Origin of the sequence: Clavibacter michiganensis subsp. insidiosus (assembly GCF_002240565.1) — a bacterium.
GTDB lineage: Bacteria > Actinomycetota > Actinomycetes > Actinomycetales > Microbacteriaceae > Clavibacter > Clavibacter insidiosus.
Genome location: NZ_MZMO01000001.1, coordinates 336,141 through 352,451 on the forward strand (window position 1 = coordinate 336,141; position 16,311 = coordinate 352,451).

15 protein-coding genes are annotated in these 16,311 nt (G+C 75.1%); 9 read left to right on the forward strand and 6 right to left on the reverse strand.

Annotated elements, in window-relative coordinates; all coding sequences use genetic code 11:
• Positions 1-20: 20 nt before the first annotated feature.
• Positions 21-1,268: an MFS transporter gene (locus B5P21_RS01790; protein ID WP_045529952.1), complete on the forward strand. Its 1,248-nt coding sequence runs from the start codon at positions 21-23 to the stop codon at positions 1,266-1,268.
• 19 nt (positions 1,269-1,287) lie between these two features.
• Here B5P21_RS01790 and B5P21_RS01795 read toward each other — a convergent pair whose 3' ends face one another.
• Positions 1,288-1,608 carry a hypothetical protein gene (locus B5P21_RS01795; protein ID WP_045529951.1) on the reverse strand — a complete coding sequence of 107 codons (321 nt, stop codon included), beginning with the start codon at positions 1,606-1,608 and terminating at the stop codon, positions 1,288-1,290.
• A 149-nt stretch (positions 1,609-1,757) separates the two neighbouring features.
• Between B5P21_RS01795 and B5P21_RS01800 the strand changes: the two genes are divergently transcribed.
• Entirely contained in the window at positions 1,758-2,489 is a 732-nt protein-coding gene (locus B5P21_RS01800) for an SGNH/GDSL hydrolase family protein (RefSeq protein WP_045529950.1), read from the forward strand.
• A gap of 45 nt (positions 2,490-2,534) precedes the next feature.
• On the opposite strand, the gene B5P21_RS01805 is transcribed toward B5P21_RS01800, so the two are convergent.
• Positions 2,535-3,551, reverse strand: coding sequence for a LysR family transcriptional regulator (locus tag B5P21_RS01805; protein WP_045529949.1), 1,017 nt, complete (start codon positions 3,549-3,551; stop codon positions 2,535-2,537).
• A 103-nt stretch (positions 3,552-3,654) separates the two neighbouring features.
• Here B5P21_RS01805 and B5P21_RS01810 point away from each other — a divergent pair, with 103 nt between their 5' ends.
• Both B5P21_RS01810 and B5P21_RS01815 read left to right on the forward strand, forming a co-directional pair.
• Positions 3,655-4,086, forward strand: a complete 432-nt coding sequence (locus tag B5P21_RS01810) for a DUF5997 family protein (RefSeq protein WP_045529948.1) — start codon at positions 3,655-3,657, stop codon at positions 4,084-4,086.
• 107 nt (positions 4,087-4,193) lie between these two features.
• The gene (locus B5P21_RS01815) at positions 4,194-5,663 is read left to right on the forward strand and encodes a DUF2079 domain-containing protein (protein WP_094170692.1); all 1,470 of its coding nucleotides are present in this window, start codon (positions 4,194-4,196) and stop codon (positions 5,661-5,663) included.
• A gap of 109 nt (positions 5,664-5,772) precedes the next feature.
• On the opposite strand, the gene B5P21_RS01820 is transcribed toward B5P21_RS01815, so the two are convergent.
• Positions 5,773-7,203: a CitMHS family transporter gene (locus B5P21_RS01820; RefSeq protein ID WP_378108715.1), complete on the reverse strand. Its 1,431-nt coding sequence runs from the start codon at positions 7,201-7,203 to the stop codon at positions 5,773-5,775.
• Between the two features lie 159 nt (positions 7,204-7,362).
• Here B5P21_RS01820 and B5P21_RS01825 point away from each other — a divergent pair, with 159 nt between their 5' ends.
• The 3 genes from B5P21_RS01825 to B5P21_RS01835 are packed head-to-tail and all read left to right on the forward strand — an operon-like array spanning position 7,363 to position 10,239.
• Positions 7,363-9,183, forward strand: coding sequence for a sensor histidine kinase (locus B5P21_RS01825; protein WP_045529945.1), 1,821 nt, complete (start codon positions 7,363-7,365; stop codon positions 9,181-9,183).
• The gene (locus B5P21_RS01830; RefSeq protein WP_045529944.1) at positions 9,180-9,842 is read left to right on the forward strand and encodes a response regulator transcription factor; all 663 of its coding nucleotides are present in this window, start codon (positions 9,180-9,182) and stop codon (positions 9,840-9,842) included. The genes B5P21_RS01825 and B5P21_RS01830 overlap by 4 nt, the downstream gene beginning before the upstream one ends.
• A 49-nt stretch (positions 9,843-9,891) precedes the next feature.
• Complete coding sequence (locus tag B5P21_RS01835) at positions 9,892-10,239, forward strand: ASCH domain-containing protein (RefSeq protein ID WP_045529943.1); 348 nt, start codon at positions 9,892-9,894, stop codon at positions 10,237-10,239.
• Between the two features lie 64 nt (positions 10,240-10,303).
• On the opposite strand, the gene ectB is transcribed toward B5P21_RS01835, so the two are convergent.
• Positions 10,304-11,638 (reverse strand): diaminobutyrate--2-oxoglutarate transaminase, encoded by a 1,335-nt coding sequence (gene ectB / locus B5P21_RS01840; protein WP_201775079.1) that lies wholly within the window; start codon positions 11,636-11,638, stop codon positions 10,304-10,306.
• Between the two features lie 150 nt (positions 11,639-11,788).
• Between ectB and B5P21_RS01845 the strand changes: the two genes are divergently transcribed.
• Both B5P21_RS01845 and B5P21_RS01850 read left to right on the forward strand, forming a co-directional pair.
• The gene (locus B5P21_RS01845) at positions 11,789-12,655 is read left to right on the forward strand and encodes an alpha/beta fold hydrolase (protein ID WP_045529941.1); all 867 of its coding nucleotides are present in this window, start codon (positions 11,789-11,791) and stop codon (positions 12,653-12,655) included.
• A gap of 109 nt (positions 12,656-12,764) precedes the next feature.
• Positions 12,765-14,282, forward strand: coding sequence for a glycoside hydrolase family 28 protein (locus B5P21_RS01850; protein WP_045529940.1), 1,518 nt, complete (start codon positions 12,765-12,767; stop codon positions 14,280-14,282).
• Between the two features lie 69 nt (positions 14,283-14,351).
• Here the strand turns inward: B5P21_RS01850 and B5P21_RS01855 are convergent, their stop codons facing one another.
• A complete protein-coding gene (locus B5P21_RS01855) occupies positions 14,352-14,996 on the reverse strand; it encodes a HEAT repeat domain-containing protein (RefSeq protein WP_094170694.1) in 645 nt (214 codons plus the stop codon).
• Between the two features lie 61 nt (positions 14,997-15,057).
• Positions 15,058-16,167 carry a VIT1/CCC1 transporter family protein gene (locus B5P21_RS01860; protein ID WP_045529939.1) on the reverse strand — a complete coding sequence of 370 codons (1,110 nt, stop codon included), beginning with the start codon at positions 16,165-16,167 and terminating at the stop codon, positions 15,058-15,060.
• Between the last annotated feature and the right edge of the window lie 144 nt (positions 16,168-16,311).

The following is a 16,311-nucleotide window of genomic DNA, read 5'->3' on the forward strand; positions in this document are numbered from 1 at the left end:
CCGGAGGCCGGGGAGGGCGGATGGACGCGAGGGCGGGCGCCGGCCGGGTCGGGACGTGGCGGCGCCTCCCCGCCGAGGTCCGGATCCTCGTCCTCGCCCGGGCCGTCAACCGGCTCGGCGCCTTCACGCTGCCGTTCCTCACGGTGGTGCTCACGGTCGACCTCGGGGCGTCGCTCGCGACCGCGGGACTCGTCGTCGCGCTCTTCGGCGCCGCCACCATCCCGTCGCGGATCCTCGGCGGGATCCTCGCCGACGCGATCGGCCGCCGGAGCACGATCGCGCTCGGGCTGACGCTCACCGCCGGCTTCCAGCTCATGCTGGCCGCGGCTCCGGGCATCGCGACGGCCGCGGTCGCGGCGGTGCTCCTCGGCCTGGCCTTCGAGGTATACGAGCCGCCGTCGCAGGCGCTCGTCGCGGACCTCGTCGTGGACGACCGCGAACGGGTGGCCGCGTACGGCCTGTACGGGGCGGCGCTCGCGGTGGCGGGCGTGCTGGCTGGTGTCCTCGCCGCGATCCTGGGCGGGATCGACCTGCGCCTGCTGTTCGTCGCGGACGCGGCGAGCTGCCTGGCCTGCGCCGCCCTCGTGCTCGTCGGGCTCCGTCGGCTCGCCCTGGTCCCGAACGCGGACCCGGACCCTCCGGGGGACGCCGCCGCGCCCGTGGCCGGCCCGCGCAGCCCGTGGCGGGACCCGCTGCTCCTCGCGATGCTCGCGAGCGGCACCGGGTTCGCGGTGCTCTACCTGCAGATCGACGTCGCCCTCCCGCTGACCCTGGCCGAACGGGGGATCGGCCCGGCGACGCTCGAGGTGCTGCTCGCCGCATCCGCCCTCACGATCGTCATCGGGCAGCCCCTCCTGACGCGCGGGCCCGTGTCCCGCCTCGGGAGCACGGCGGCGATGTCGGCCGGCTTCGTGCTCCTCGGCGCCGGCTTCGCGCTCGTGGGGCAGGCGGCGGACCTCCCCGGGCTCGTCGCGGCGACCGTCGTCTGGAGCCTCGGCGACCTGATCCTGCTGGGCCGCGCCACGGCCCTCGTCGCCGCCATCGCGCCCGCCGCCGCGCGCGGGCGCTACCTGTCGGCGTACGGGGTCAGCTGGGGCGTCGCCGCGATGGTCGGACCGCTCCTCGGGACGCAGCTCATCGCCCGCCTGCACGCGGCCGGGACCTGGGACGCGCTCGGCGCCCTGTGCCTGGTGCTCGCCCTCGCGCAGCCGGTCGTCTCCGGGATCGCGCGGCGGACCGGGCGGCTCCCCGCACGGCCTGCGCCATGAGCCGGGTGCCTGATCCCGCTCAGTAGTGCGTCGGCAGCATGCCGGTGGCGAGCTCGCGGCGGCGGCGCGCGTGCTCGCCCGCGAAGGAGAGCAGCTCCATGTCGTGCTCGCGCATCCACGCGACGGCGTCCTCGAGCGTGACGGCGGTGGACACCCACACGCGGCGGCCGGAGTCGTCGACCGCGTCGGCGTAGACCTCGAAGACGGGATCCGCGCCGGGCGCGCGCACGGTGGGCACGACGTAGCCGAGCACGGGCTGCGACGCGACCTGCACGCGCCACGCGCCCTGGTGGTAGCGGGCGTGCGGGTGGTGGATGAGGGGCTCGGGCTCGCGGGTCATCGGTGCTCCAGGTGTCAGGTCGGGGGCGCGAGCACCCGGCCGTGCTCGTGGACGACGATAGGCTGTGCGTCCGACACGGGGGTGGTCGGTGCCTGGTCTGCGCACGGTCTGCGCATGACGGACGGACGCCCCGCGATCCCCAGGAGCCCATGTCACCGCCGATCCGCCTCCTCCACCAGACGGTCCGCCCCTTCGTGGCGGCCGGCCTGCGCGGCGGCATCCCCACCCCGCTGACCGCGGCCGTGCCCACGGACGCGCCCGTCGGCGTGGTGCCGGGGCCGGATCCCGACCGGATCCTCGTGCTCGGCGGCATCGGCGGATCCGGCGTCGGTCTCCGCACCCACGCGGAGGGCGTCGCGGCGCAGTCGGCGAAGGCGCTCGCCGCGATCACGGGCCGAGGCGTCGAGTGGCGCACCGTCCCGCTCGCCGACCAGCACCTCACCGCCACGCAGGAGGCCGTGCGGCAGATCACCGAGCTGCACCGCTACGACGTCGTGCTCGTGATGCCCGGGGTCGCCGACGCCCTGGAGCTCGCGCGCATCACCCCGTGGGTCCACCGCCTCGAGGACCTGCTCGACCACCTCGTGGAGCAGACCGCCGACAACTCGATCGTGCTGGTCTCGGACGTGCCGCAGGTGTCGCAGTACGTGGAGGCGGGCACGTTCGTGCGCGGCCTATTCCGGGATCACGCGATGTACCTGTCGCAGCGCAAGGCCGAGGTCTGCGCGCGCTTCCCGCAGGTCACGTCGGTGAAGCTGCCGGACGCGGGCCCGGTCGACTTCGAGGGCGGCGAGTTCCGCTACTCCTCCATGTACCGCCGCTGGGGCGAGCACGTGGGCCGCGTGATCGCCGACCTGCAGGCGGGGCGCGGACCGGCCTGACCCGGGCCGCGTCACCGGGCCCGGCGGATCCGCCCGCTCGCGTCCCTAGCGCCCGCGCCGCTGCCCGCGCGGCGGGGGAGTGCGCTTGCCGCCGCCCTTCGGGGTCGGCTTCTTCGCGCCCGCGGCGCCCGGCTTGCCCGCGGCCTTGCGGGCGGTCTTCTGCGCCGCGGTCGGCTTCCGGCGGTCGCGCTCGTCGTCGTCCCGCTGCGACCGGGAGCTCGCGGCCGTGCGCCCGCGGACGATGCCCACCAGCTCCTCGATGGCGGGGGAGGCGTCGCCCTCGCGCCAGGCCACGGCGATCCGCGTCTCCGGCAGGTCGTGCACGGGCACCGCGACGACGTCCTTGCGCGCGTGCAGCCGGCCGAGCGCGTGCGGCACGACCACGAAGCCGACGCCGGCGGCGACCAGCTCGACGGCCGCGGCGACGTCCTCGGGCATCGGGACGGGATCCGCGCCCGCGGTGCGTCCTGGCCAGCCCGGCACCCGCTCGGCCGGCTGCAGGAGCAGGTCCTCCGCGAGGTCGGCGATCGCGATCGCGTCGGCCGTGGCGTGCGCGTGCTCCTTGGGCAGGATCGCGACCTGAACCTCGACGTAGAGCGGCACGATCGTGAGGCCGCGCCCGTCGACGGGGAGGCGGAGGAACGCGACGTCCGCGGATCCGTCGACCACGGCGGGCGCCGCGTCGGGCTCGGCGAGCGGCACGACCCGCAGCGGCACGTCGGCGACGCGCTCGTCCCAGGCGCGGGTCCACTTGGCGACGGTGACGCCCGGGACGATCGCGACGACGAGTCCGCGCGGCGGCGCTGCTGCCTCCTCGGCCAGGCGCGCGTCGTCCGCGGCGATCGCGGCGCGTGCCTCGACGAGCCGGTCCTCGCCCGCGGGGCTGAGGCGGGTGGGGCCGTCGTCGCGCACGAACAGCTCGACGCCCCAGAGCGCCTCGAGGTCGAGGATCGAACGGCTGACGGCGATGCGCGAGACGTTGAGGGCCTTCGCGGCGCGGGCGAAGTGCAGCTCGGCGGCGACGGCGGCGAAGTGCCGGAGGGCGGTCGGGTCGGCGTCCACGGGAGTCCCCTCGATGGCCCGCTCGGTGGTGGCGCGCGGAGCGGCGGCGGGTCAGATCCAGGCTAGTGCAGGGCGCCCCGGGCCCCGACGGTACCCTGGGCTCATGACGAGCCCCGGATCCAGCCAGACGATGAAGGCCGCGACCGCGGCGAAGAAGCTGGGCGTGCACTTCCCGGCGACCCCCGTGGAGTTCCAGGAGTCGACCCCGTCCCGCGCGGAGCTCGCCGAGATGCACGAGAACCCGCCCGAGTGGCTGGCCACCCTGCTGCGCGACGGCCCGCACCCGCGCCAGGTCATCGCCGGCAAGCTCGGGATCTCCATCGCCGGCCTCGCCCGCGGCGGCGTCGACGAGGCCCTCACCACCGCCCAGATCAAGGAGCTGCTGCAGGCCCCGCCGCAGTGGCTCGTGCAGGAGCGCGCGACGCAGGCCGAGGTGCGCGAGGAGCAGATCCGCGTGAAGAACCGCGACGCCGGCCGTGCCGCGATGGCCGCCGAGCGCGAGCGCCAGGAGGGCACCGGCGGCGCGCGCCGCTGACCCGATCCGCACCGGCCCGGGTCCGGCCCGGGACGCGGCCGGCCCTGAGCGGATGATCCCGGGGACCCCGCCCCCGCGATCCCGGCCGCGCGTGAGACCCTGATGCGGTGACCCGCAAGAACGATCAGGCCCACCGCCGCCACGCCGCCGACGCCGGATCCATCGAGTCGGCTCCCGCGACCGCCCTCCCCGCGCCGATCACCGGATCCCGCGTGCCCGGCACGGTCGGCGTCATCGTCGTCGCCGCGCTCGTCACCGCCGTCTACGTGCTCTACTCGGCGCTCGAGTGGCGCCGCTTCACCGTGAAGTCGTGGGACCTCGGCATCTTCACGCAGCTCGCGCAGGACTACTCGCGCCTCCAGGCGCCGCTCGTCTCCATCAAGGGCGACGGCTTCAACCTCATGGGCGACCACTTCCACCCGATCCTCGTGCTGCTCGGCCCGGTCTACGCCGTCTTCCCGCACGCGTTCGCGCTGCTCGTGGTGCAGGCCGTCCTCATCGGGATCTCCGTGGTCGGCGTCGGCCGCCTGGCCGGCCGCGTGGCGGGCCGGTGGGGTGCGATCGTCGTGGCGGCCGCGTACGGGCTGAGCTGGGGGATCCAGGGCGCGGTCGCGTTCCAGTTCCACGAGATCGCCTTCGCCCTGCCGATGCTGGCGTTCGCGCTCGACGCCGTGATCGCCCGCCGCGCGATGGCCGCCGCCGCGTGGGCCGTGCCGCTCGTGTTCGTGAAGGAGGACCTCGGCCTCACGGTCGCGGTGCTCGGCGCGATCATCGCCCTCACGATGAACCGGCGCATCGGCGTCGCGCTCGCCGGCTGGGGCGTCGCCTGGTTCGTGCTCGCGACCACGCTGATCCTGCCGGCCTTCAACCGCGAGGCCCGCTGGGACTACGCGTCCAAGCTCGACGCGGGCGGCGCGCTCGCCGATCCGTTCGGCACCGTCGCGGGGCTCTTCGTCGCGCCGAAGCTCGAGACGGTCGCCTTCCTGATCCTCGCGGGCGCGCTCATCGCGCTGCGCTCGCCGCTGCTGCTGCTCGTGGTGCCGACGCTCGCCTGGCGCTTCCTCTCGCCCACCGAGGCGTACTGGGGCCCCGGCTACCACTACGACGCCGTGCTCATGCCGATCGTGTTCGCCGCCGCCATCGACGGCGTCGTGCGCGCTCGCCGCGGCCGGCAGCACTGGCTCGCCATGGCGTCGCGCGCGACCGTGCCGGTGCTCGCGATCGCGGCGATCGCCCTCTTCTTCCGCTCGCCCATGGCGGAGCTGACGAAGCCGGCCATCTGGCAGCCGTCGCCGCGGGCCGCGCAGGCGCAGGCCGCGCTCGACCAGGTGCCGGCGGGCGCGAGCGTCCTCAGCGACATCGGCCTCATGTCGTACCTCGTCGACGACCACGAGGTCTTCTGGCTCGGCAACCCGGGCAATCCGGCGCCGCAGTACGTCGTGATCGACACCCTCGGCGGCGGCCTCGGCCAGGGCGCCCTCAACGCCGACCAGTACGGCGAGGCGACGCAGGCGGGCACGACGTACGAGATCGTCTACGCCGACGCCGGGTACCAGGTGGCGCGGCGGACCCAGTAGTCCGCACGGGCGGATCCGGACGGACGGACCCGCCGCACGCGCGGAGGCCGGGCGCTCCCCCGAGCCGCCCGGCCTCCGCGTGCATGCGCTCTCAGAGGAGCGCTCCCGATCAGATCGGGATCACCGCCGTGAGCACTCCCACGGCGAGCATCGTGAGCGACACGAGCACCGCGCGCCACAGGACCTTGCGGTGGTGGTCGCCGAGGTTCACGTCCGCGAGCGACACGAGCAGCAGGATCGCCGGCACGAGCGGGCTCTGCAGGTGCACCGGCTGCCCGGTGATCGACGCGCGCGCCATCTCGACGGGGTCGATGCCGTAGTTCGCGGCGCTCTCCGCGAGCACCGGGAGCATGCCGTAGTAGAACGCGTCGTTGCTCATGAAGAAGGTCATCGGGATGCTGAGCACGCCCGTGATGACGGCGAGGCCGGGGCCGAGGGCGTCCGGGATGATCGTGACGAGCCACGCGGACATCGCCGTGACCATGCCCGTGCCGTTGAGCACGCCGATGAGGACGCCCGCCGCGAGCACCATCGAGACCACGCCGACCACGCTGGGCGCGTGCGCCGCGATGCGCTCGCCCTGGTGCTTGAGATCGCGGAAGTTGGCGATGAGCGCGATGGCCGCGCCGACCATGAAGACGTAGGCGAGGGGCAGCTGGTCCATGATCAGCAGCGCGAGCACCACGATCGTGAGGCCGAGGTTGAACCAGATCATGCGCGGGCGCAGGGTCTCGCGGTCGGGGTCGAGCATCGTGGTGCCGAGCGTGGAGACGGCGGCCGTCTCGGCGCGGACGAGGGCCGGGGCCATGGTGATGAGGCCGCCGCGCGGGGTCGCGGGGGCGCCGCGGCCGGCGCGCCACCAGCCCGAGCCGCCCGTGGATCCGCCGGAGCCGGAGCCGCCCGTGCCGCCGGCGGCGTCGAGCCCGCCCTCGGCCCGCGCCTCGCCGAGCGCGGCCAGGCGGCTGCGCTCGCGGAGGCCCATCGTCCAGGCGAAGATCATGACGAGCGCGATGCCCACGAGGAGCGACGGGATCATCGGCACGAAGATGTCGGTCGGCGAGACCTTGAGGGCCGCGGCCGCGCGGACGGTCGGGCCGCCCCACGGGACGATGTTGAGCGTGCCGTTGGCGAGGCCGGCGGTGCAGGTGAGGACCACCGGGCTCATCCCGAGCTTGCGGTAGATGGGCAGTATGGCCGCCGTGGTGACGATGAAGGTCGTGGATCCGTCGCCGTCGAGGGAGACCGCGGCCGCGAGGATCGCCGTGCCGAGCACGATCTTCGCCGGGTCGCCGCCCGCGAGGCGGAGGATGAGGCGCACCAGCGGGTCGAAGAGGCCGACGTCGATCATGATGCCGAAGTAGATGATGGCGAACATCAGCAGCGCGGCCGTGGGGGCCAGGTCGCCGAGCGCCTCGATGACCATGTCGCCGATGCCGAGGCCGGCGCCCGCGAAGAGGCCGAAGATGGTCGGCACGAGGATGAGGGCGACCATGGGCGTCAGCCGCTTGGTCATGATGAGCGCCATGAAGGTGAGGACCATGGCGAAGCCCAGGAATACCAGCACGTGTGACTCCTTCGTCGGTGGGCGGGACGCCCGGCTGAACACCACACGCTAGGTGGGCATTCGCGGTCCGTCGCGCTTGTGCCGCTTGATCGCGATACTGCACGTAGACGACGTTCTGCGCATTATGCTCACCACGTGGATCGAGCGACGGGGCGACGACGGGCGGGGCTCGACTTCGCGCGCCGCACGCTCGTCCTCCAGCTGCTCGTCGTGCTCGTGGTGGTGGGGATCGCGACGGTCGCGTACGGGCTGCTGAGCTCCTCCGAGAACCGCGAGGCGGCACAGGCGACGGCGCTCGCGATCGCCCGGACGGCCGCCGAGGATCCCGCGCTCCGGGCCGCCGTGACGGCCGAGACGGCGGATCCCGGGGTCGCCACCGCGTCCGACCTCGCCGACGGGCCGGTGCAGCGGACGGCCGAGGCGGTTCGGGCGCGGACCGGCGCGCTGTTCGTCGTGGTCACCGACGACCGCGGGCTGCGGCTCACGCACCCCGACCCGGCCGAGCTGGGCGAGCGCGTGAGCACGGATCCGACGGTCGCGCTCGCGGGGCGCGAGGAGGTGACATGGGCCACCGGCACGCTCGGGGAGTCCGCGCGGGCGAAGGTGCCGGTGCGGGCGCTCGCGGATGCGTCCGCGGGCGGCGACGGTGACGCGGGAGGTGGATCGGGCCGCGTCGTCGGCGAGGTCAGCGTCGGCTTCGCTGCGGCGACCGTGCGCGACTCCATCGGCGTCGACGTCGCGGCCATCGCGGTCGTCGCCCTGCTCGCGCTCGGCGTCGGGGCGGTGGCCAGCGGGATCCTCTCCCGGCGGCTCGCGCGCCTCACCCTCGGCCTCCAGCCGTCGGAGCTCGCCGGCCTCGTGCAGGACCAGGCGGCCGTGCTCTCCGGCGTCGGCGAGGGCGTGCTCGGCCTCGGGCCCGACGGGCGGGTGACCGTCTGCAACCCGCGGGCCGCGGAGCTGCTCGGCCTCGTGGATCCGGTCGGCCGCTCGCTCGCGGACCTCGGCGTCGCGCCCGTGCTGCGGGACGCGGTCGCCGACGCGCAGGCCGGTGTCGCTGCCGCATCCCCGTCGCTGCGCGCGGTGGTCGACGACCGGCTGCTCTTCGTCGACGTCGCCCGCGTCGCCCGCGACGGCCGTGATCTCGGCACGGTGATGGTGCTGCGCGACGAGACGGACATCGAGGCGATGAGCCGCCGCCTCACCGCCGTCACCGCGATGTCCACCGCGCTCCGCGTGCAGCGGCACGAGTTCGCGAACCGCCTCCACGTCGTGCGCGGCCTCGTCGCTACCGGCCGGGTGGGCGAGGCCGACAGCTACCTCGCGGGCGTGCTCGAGCAGGGGCCCGTCGCGTTCCCGACCGTGGATGCGGGCCTGGTCGACGAGCCCTACCTGCAGGCGTTCCTCGGCGCGAAGGCGATGGAGGCGGAGGAGCGGGGCGTGGCGCTGCGCGTCGGGCCCGGCACGCTCGTCCGCGGGTTCCTGGTGCGGCCGGAGGAGGTCACGACGGTCCTCGGCAACCTCGTGGACAACGCGGTGCACGCGGCCGTCCGCGGATCCCGCGCCGACCGGTGGGTGGAGGTGGAGGCGCTCGACGACGGCGCCGACCTGCACCTCGTGGTGTCCGACTCGGGCGACGGGCTCGCGGCGTCCGACGCCGGCCGCGTGTTCCAGCGCCGGCCGGACGACGTGGGCGGGGCCGCGGAGGCCCTGGCGGAGGGCGGGGGAGCGGATCCCGCGCACGGCCTCGGCTTCGGGCTGCCGCTCGTGCGCGACATCGCCCGGCGCGATGGCGGCGACGTGTGGGTCGCGGATCCCGGCGGCCCGCCGCCCGACGCGGAGTCCGGCGCCGTGTTCTGCGCGCGCCTCGCATGCGTGGTCGAGCCGCCCGACGCGGATCCGCCCGCCGACGAGCCCCGCGACCACGACCACCCCGACCCCGACGGAGCCCGCGCATGACCGATGACCTCACCGTCCTCGTCGTCGACGACGACTTCCGCATCGCCCGCCTGCACGAGGGCATCGTGGAGCAGGCGCCCGGGTTCCGCGCCGTCGGCACCGCGGGCAGCGTGCGCGCGGCGCTCGCCGTGCTGGACACGTCCCGCCCCGACCTCGTGCTCCTCGACGCGTACCTGCCCGACGGCAGCGGCATCGACCTGGTGCGGCGCATCGAGCCCGACGTGATCCTCGTCACGGCCGCCGACGACCCCGCCACCGTCCGCCGCGCCCTCCGCGGCGGCGCCGTCTCCTACCTCGTGAAGCCGTTCGCGCCCGAGCTCCTCACCGCGCGCCTCGCCGCCTACGCGGCCTTCCGCGCCGGGCTCGCGAGCGACCGCCCGCTCGATCAGGCCGGCATCGACCGCGCCATCCACGCGCTCCGGCCCGGCCGCGTCTCCGCGCGCGAGCGCCCGGCGACCGAGCAGGCCGTGCTCGACGCCCTGTCCGCGTCCGACGAGGAGCTCAGCGCCCCCGAGATCGCCGAGCGCGTCGGCGTCTCCCGCGCCACCGCGCAGCGCTACCTCGGCGCCCTCGCGCGCGACCGCGTGGTCGACGTCCAGCTCAACTACGGATCCACGGGCCGCCCGGAGCACCGCTACCGGATCCTGCGGCCCCGGTAGCCGACCCCGCTCGCGGCGCGCGGCTCGGCGCCGCCCGTAGGCTCGACGGATGTCCGACGCAGGAGCCCAGGTCGTCCGCTTCCACCGGAAGCACCACGACGCGATCGTGAGCGGCGAGAAGGTCACGACCGTGCGCTTCGACGAGGACCTGCGGGTCGGGCCGGCGACGTTCGTCTTCGACGAGCACCCCACCGCCGTCCCCCTCGCCGGACGCGTCACCTCCGTGCGGCGGCACCTCCTGGCGGATCTCACGCCGGAGGACGCGCATCAGCCGCCGGGCACGGACATGGACCTGTTCGCCGAGCAGCTCCGCGAGAACTACTACCCGACGATGCCGGCGTCGGCGTCCGTCGAGGTCGCGGAGATCGAGCTGCAGGACACCTCGCCCGTGGCCTGAGTCGAGCGACGGCCCGGCCACCGCGCATGCGGGACCGGGCCGTGAGGTGATGCCGAGGAGCGGATCAGCTCCCGACGGCCACCGGCAGCGGCACCTCGTCGGCCGCGAGCTCCTCGCTCGTGGATCCGAGGACCTCGCGGACGGAGGCACGGATGATCGCGAGACCCTCCTCGACCTGCTCGTCGGTGATGGTGAGGGCGGGCAGCACCTTCATGACCGTGCCGCCGGCGCCGCTGGTCTCCATGAGCATGCCGCGCTCGAACGCCGCGCGGCAGACCGCGCCGGCGAGGTCGCCCGAGGGGAACTCGATGCCGCGCGCGAGGCCGCGGCCGCGCACCTTCAGCTGCATCTCCGGCGCGGCCTCCGCGGCGATCTCGGTGAAGACCTCGTGGATCCGCTCGCCCTTGCGCAGCGTGGACGCCTCGAGCTCGCCGTCGGCCCAGTACAGGCGGATGGCCTCGGCCCCCGTGAGGAACGCGGGCGCGATGCCGCGGAAGGTGCCGTTGTGCTCGCCCGGCTTCCACTGGTCGAGCTCGGGCCTCAGCAGCGTGAGCGCCATGGGCAGGCCGTAGCCGCCGATGGACTTGGAGAGCGTGACGATGTCGGGGACTATCCCTGACTCCTCGAAGCTGAAGAACCCGCCCGTGCGGCCGCAGCCCATCTGCACGTCGTCGACGATGAGCACGATGCCGTGGCGCGTGGTCAGGTCGCGCAGCTTCCGGAGCCACTCGGGCGTAGCGACGTTGATGCCGCCCTCGCCCTGCACGGTCTCGACGATGACGCCCGCCGGCGTGTCGAAGCCCGAGCCGGAGTCGTCGAGCAGCTTCTCGAAGTACGCGAGGGTGTCGGTCTCGCCACCGAGGTAGCCGTCGAACGGCACCGCGACCGCGTGGTGCAGCGGGTGACCGGCGCCGCCGCGCTTGAGCGCGTTGCCGGTGACCGCGAGCGCGCCCTCGGTCATGCCGTGGAACGAGTTGGTGAAGTGCACGATCGTGGTGCGGCCGGTGACCTTGCGCGCGAGCTTCAGCGCGGCCTCGACCGCGTTCGCGCCGCCCGGGCCGGGGAACATGATGCGGTAGTCGAGCCCGCGCGGCTGGAGGATGACGTCCTGGAACGTCTGCAGGAAGTCGCGGCGGGCCTCCGTGAACATGTCGAGGGAGTGCGTGACGCCGTCGCGGAGGATGTAGTCGACCAGCTTCTGCTTGAGGGCGGGGTTGTTGTGCCCGTAGTTGAGCGCGCCGGCGCCCGCGAAGAAGTCGAGGTAGCGGTCGCCGTCGGCCGTGAACATCTCGCTGCCGACCGCGCGGTCGAACACGACCGGCCAGCCGCGGCTGTAGCTCCGGACCTCGGACTCCATCTGCTCGAAGATCGTCATGCCGTGTCGCTCCTTGATGCTCATCGGCGACCTGCGGGGACCGCCGCGCGTCGGGCGGGGCTCGTGGCTCCGGGCGACGGGGGAAGGCGCTGCGATGCGCAGCCCCTCCATCGTCGCACCTCCTCCCGACATCGCCGGAATCCCTCGTGCGGGGGAACTCTGTAGGGTCGCGGCATGGCCGCATCCGGGGACGTCGATCCGTTCCGGGCCCCGGGAACCGGGACGCTCGAGGTGGACGGCCGGACCATGCGGCACCGCGTCACCGGATCCGGGGATCCGCTCCTCCTCCTGCACGGCATCGGCCGCAGCCTCGAGGACTGGGACGAGCAGCACGCCCGCCTCTCCGCCGACCACGCGCTCCACAGCCTCGACCTGCCGGGGTTCGGCTGGTCGGATCCCGTCGCCGGGGCCACCACGCTCGAGTCGCTCGCTGACGCGCTGCCCGCGTACCTCGACGCGGCGGGCGTCGCGGATCCCGTGACGGTGGTCGGCAACTCTCTCGGCGGCGCGGTCGCGATGACCCTGGCGACCCGGCACCCGGATCGCGTGCGCGCGCTCGTGCTCGCGGACAGCGCGGGCTTCGGCCGCCAGGTCACCGTGGGCCTCCGGATGCTCGCCTTCGACCCGCTCGCGACGCTCCTCATGCGCCCGACGCCCGGCAACTCCCGGCGCTCGACCCGCACGATCTTCCACGACCCCGCGCTCACGACCGACGCGCGCGTGCGGCACGCGCAGGAGCTCTCGGCCCGGCCGGACCACGCGGCCACGATGCTCGACATCGCGCGCGACCTCGGCACGGTCCGCGGCGTCAGCTCCCGCTGGCGCCGCCCGCTCGTGGAGGGCGTGCGGGAGTCCGGCCTGCCGGTGCTCGCCGTGTGGGGCGACCGCGACCGGATCCTCCCGCCCGCGCACCTCGCGGCCGTCGCGCGCGAGCTGCCCGACGCGCGCACCCGCCTCATCCCCGACTGCGGGCACATGCCTCAGATCGAGCGGCCGGACCTGTTCGCCGACCTCGTGCGGGAGTTCGTCGCGGGCCGCTGACCCCGACGCACCGGGCTGGGGAGCGTCGGCGCCGCGCCGCGCCCCGCCGCCCTATCGTGGGCCTCCATCATGCGGGACCTCCTCGCCCTGATCGTCGGAAGGGCACCGCATGGGCCTCGCCTCGCACCGCCTCCCCACCGCGCTGGCCGGCTGCCTGCTGCTCGTCCTCGGCGCGGCGACCCCGGCGGCGGCCTCCCCCGCCGCGGCCTCCCCCGCCGCGGAGACCGCGGCGTCCGCCGCGTCCATCGCGTCGTCGGCGGACGCCGCGGGCTCCGCCGTGCACGGCGACCGGCGGGTCGTCCGGGAGCCGGTCGCGCCGACCACCACGTGCGCCACCGTCCCGGCCCAGGTGCCCATGTCCGGGCGGCAGGCGTCGGCGGCCGACGAGGCGCACGCGCCGGACACCGCGCGCATCCAGGCCGCCCTGGACCGGTGCGCGGGATCCGGCGGAGCGGTGCTGCTGGCCGCCTCGAGCACCACGGCGGCGTTCCTCAGCGCGCCCGTCACGGTGCGCGTCGGGGAGGTGCTCGTCCTCGCTCCCTCCGTGGTGCTGCACGCCTCCCGGAACGCCGCCGACTACCAGGTGGCGGGACGCGGGAAGTGCGGCACCATCGCCGGCGCGGGCGACGGCTGCCGGCCGTTCCTCGACCTGTCGTCGCGCTCCGGGATCGACTCGAGCACGGCGCCCGGCATGAGCCAGGGGCGGATCGACGGCCGCGGCGACCTCCCCATCCTCGGCCAGGCCATCAGCTGGTGGCAGCTGGCGGCGAGCGCCAAGCAGGCCGGCAAGCAGAACGTGCCCCGGCTCGTCGTCGCGACGCGGGCGGACGAGGTGACGCTGCACGACGTGGACCTCGTCGACTCGCCCGGCACGCACGTGTCCTTCGACCACGGCGACGGCTTCACCGTGTGGGGCGTGCGGATCCGCACACCCGCGGGCGCCCGCAACACGGACGGCATCGATCCCGCGGGGGCGACCGACGTGACCATCGCCCGCTCGTGGATCAGCGCCGGCGACGACGGCATCGCCCTCAAGGCGGGCACCGAGGCGTCCACGCACATCAGCGTCCTCGACGACCACCTGTTCGGCACGCACGGCGTCGCGATCGGCAGCGAGACGATGGCCGGGGTGAGCGACGTGCTCGTCGCCGGCGTCACCGTCAGCGGGCGGGACGCCTTCGGGGCGCTGTCCGTCGCGGCCGGCGGCGTGCGCATCAAGAGCAGCGCCGAGTCCGGCGGCCTCGTGCAGGACGTGGAGTACCGCGACGTGTGCGTCGACGAGGTGAAGTACCCCCTGGTGTTCGACCCGAGCTACTCGGAGAAGGTCGGATCCTCGATCCCCTCGTTCACGCGGATCGTGGTGGACGGCTTCCGCGCGACGCGCTCGCTGCACCTGGCCTCGTCGGCGCTCGAGGGCTTCGACGCGGCGCACCCGCTGGGCCTGGAGCTCCGCCGCACGTCGGTCGACGCCGCGCGGGTCGACATGGCCGTCGCCGACATCACGACGGCCGGCGCGACCTTCGGGGGCGTGCCGCTGGCGTCCCCGCGGCCCGACGTGCGGGTGACCGCGGGTCCCGACGCGGGAGCGCCGCCGACCTGCGCGTTCCCCGCCTTCCCCACCCTCTGACCCGGGGGCGGCCATCCGCCGGGCGGGGCCGGGACGCGGGATCCGACCCAGGCGGCGAGCCGCGCGGCCTCAGCTCGCGGAGTCGTCCGCGGCGTCCTCGTCACGGTCGGCCGCGTCCGCGTCCGTCGTCGAGCTCGCCTCGGCCGCCGCGGCCGCGTGCCGGCCGGCGGGGGAGAGCACCTGCTCGTGGCGGGCGGCGAGGGCCTCGAGGCCGTCGTGCGCGGCGACGCGGACGGAGGTGTCGGGATCCGTCAGCGCGCGACGGATGACCTCCTCGTCGGCCGGGGATCCGACGGCGCCGAGCGCGCGGAGGGCGGCGCCGCGGACGCGGGCGTTCTCGTCGGTGACGAGCACGGTGAGGGCGCGCACCAGCGGCAGCTGCCGGGTCGCGACGACCTTCGCGCACGCCTCGCGCACGCGCCAGGCGCGGTTCGTCAGGTTCTTCTCGACGACCTTCGCGGCCTCGGGAGTCCAGGCGTAGAGGAGCGCGCGGGCGCCCCAGGCCTCGGGCCAGTAGAGGGGAGGAGCGCCGTTGAGGATCCCGCGGGCGTGGCGTCCGCCGACGAGCAGCAGGAAGTCGTCGCCCTCGTACAGCCCGTCCAGCAGGCCCATCGCCCGCAGGGCGACCTCCCGCTCGCTCGTGCGCGACACCGCGTCGCTCATGCGCGTCGCGAGGGAGTCCTCGCGACGGCGGGGGTCATCTCCGTCAGCCATGCGGACAACCGTATCGGCTGCGGCAGGCGCGGCCCGCCGCCCGGGAGCGGCGGGCGGTGGATCACCCGGCCTGCGTGTCGAAGAGCAGCCCCAGCAGGTAGGTGGCCCCGGCCGCGCCGAACCCGATGAGCAGCTGGCGTCCCGCGCGGCGCAGCGGCGGGCCGCCCGAGAGGAGGCCGGTGACGGCGCCCGTGATCGACAGCGCGATCGCCACGAGCACGCACGCGACCGCGAGGGCCGCGAGGCCCTGGAGGCCGAAGAGGTAGGGGAGCACGGGGATCACGGCGCCGGACGCGAAGAAGCAGAAGCTCGAGATGGCCGCGCCCCAGGCGGTGCCGACGCTCTCGTGGTCGTCCTCCGGCGCGGCGACGCCCGCGATGGTGACGGGGATCGGCCGGGTCTCGGCCGCGAGGTCGCGCAGCACCTCGTCGGCATGGGCCAGCGCCTCCTCCTCGGTCATGCCGCGGGCGCGGTAGACGAGGGCGAGCTCGTTGGCGTCGACGTCGAGGTGCGGGAGGGCGTCGCGCGTGCCCGGATCCGGGGCCGAGGCCTCGAGCAGCTCGCGCTGGGAGCGCACCGACACGAACTCGCCCGCGCCCATCGAGAGCGCGCCGGCGAGCAGGCCCGCGAGGCCCGTGGCGAGGATCACGGCGTTGGGCACGCCCGTGGCCGTGATGCCGAGGACGAGCGCGAGGTTGCTGACGAGCCCGTCGTTGGCGCCGAACACGGCGGCGCGGAACGTGCCCGAGAGGCGCATCCGGCCGCGGGTGGCGAGGCCGCGGACGACCTCCTCGTGCACGCGCTCGTCGGCGGCCATCGCGTCGGTCGCGTCGGCGTCGTCCGCGTAGGGGGAGCGGCTCTCGGCGCGCTGGGCGAGGGCGAGCACGAAGACGGATCCGAAGCGGCGGGCGAGCAGCCCGAGGATCCGGGTGCGGATGTCGCCGCGCACGGGCCTGCCGACGCGGTCGCCGAGCAGCTCGATCCAGTGGTCGGCGTGGCGGCCCTCGGCCTCGGCGAGGGCGAGCAGGATCTCGCGCTCCTCGCCCGTGCGGCGGCCGGCGAGGTCGCGGTAGACGGCGGCCTCGGCGCGCTCGTCGGCGAGGTGCTGCCGCCAGCGGCGCACCTGCGCGGGCGTCGGATCGGGCGTTCGGGCAGGGGGCATGGCCGTCATGGGTCCTCCGGTCGGGCGACGGCCGGGAACCTCAGAGGCTCTCCGGCCGACGCGACGGCGCATCGCGCGCCTGTCGTTCGTCTGGCCGAAGGTCTCGTCCGCCCGCCTCGCTCGTGCTCCATGGCGGGTGATGCACCGGGCCCG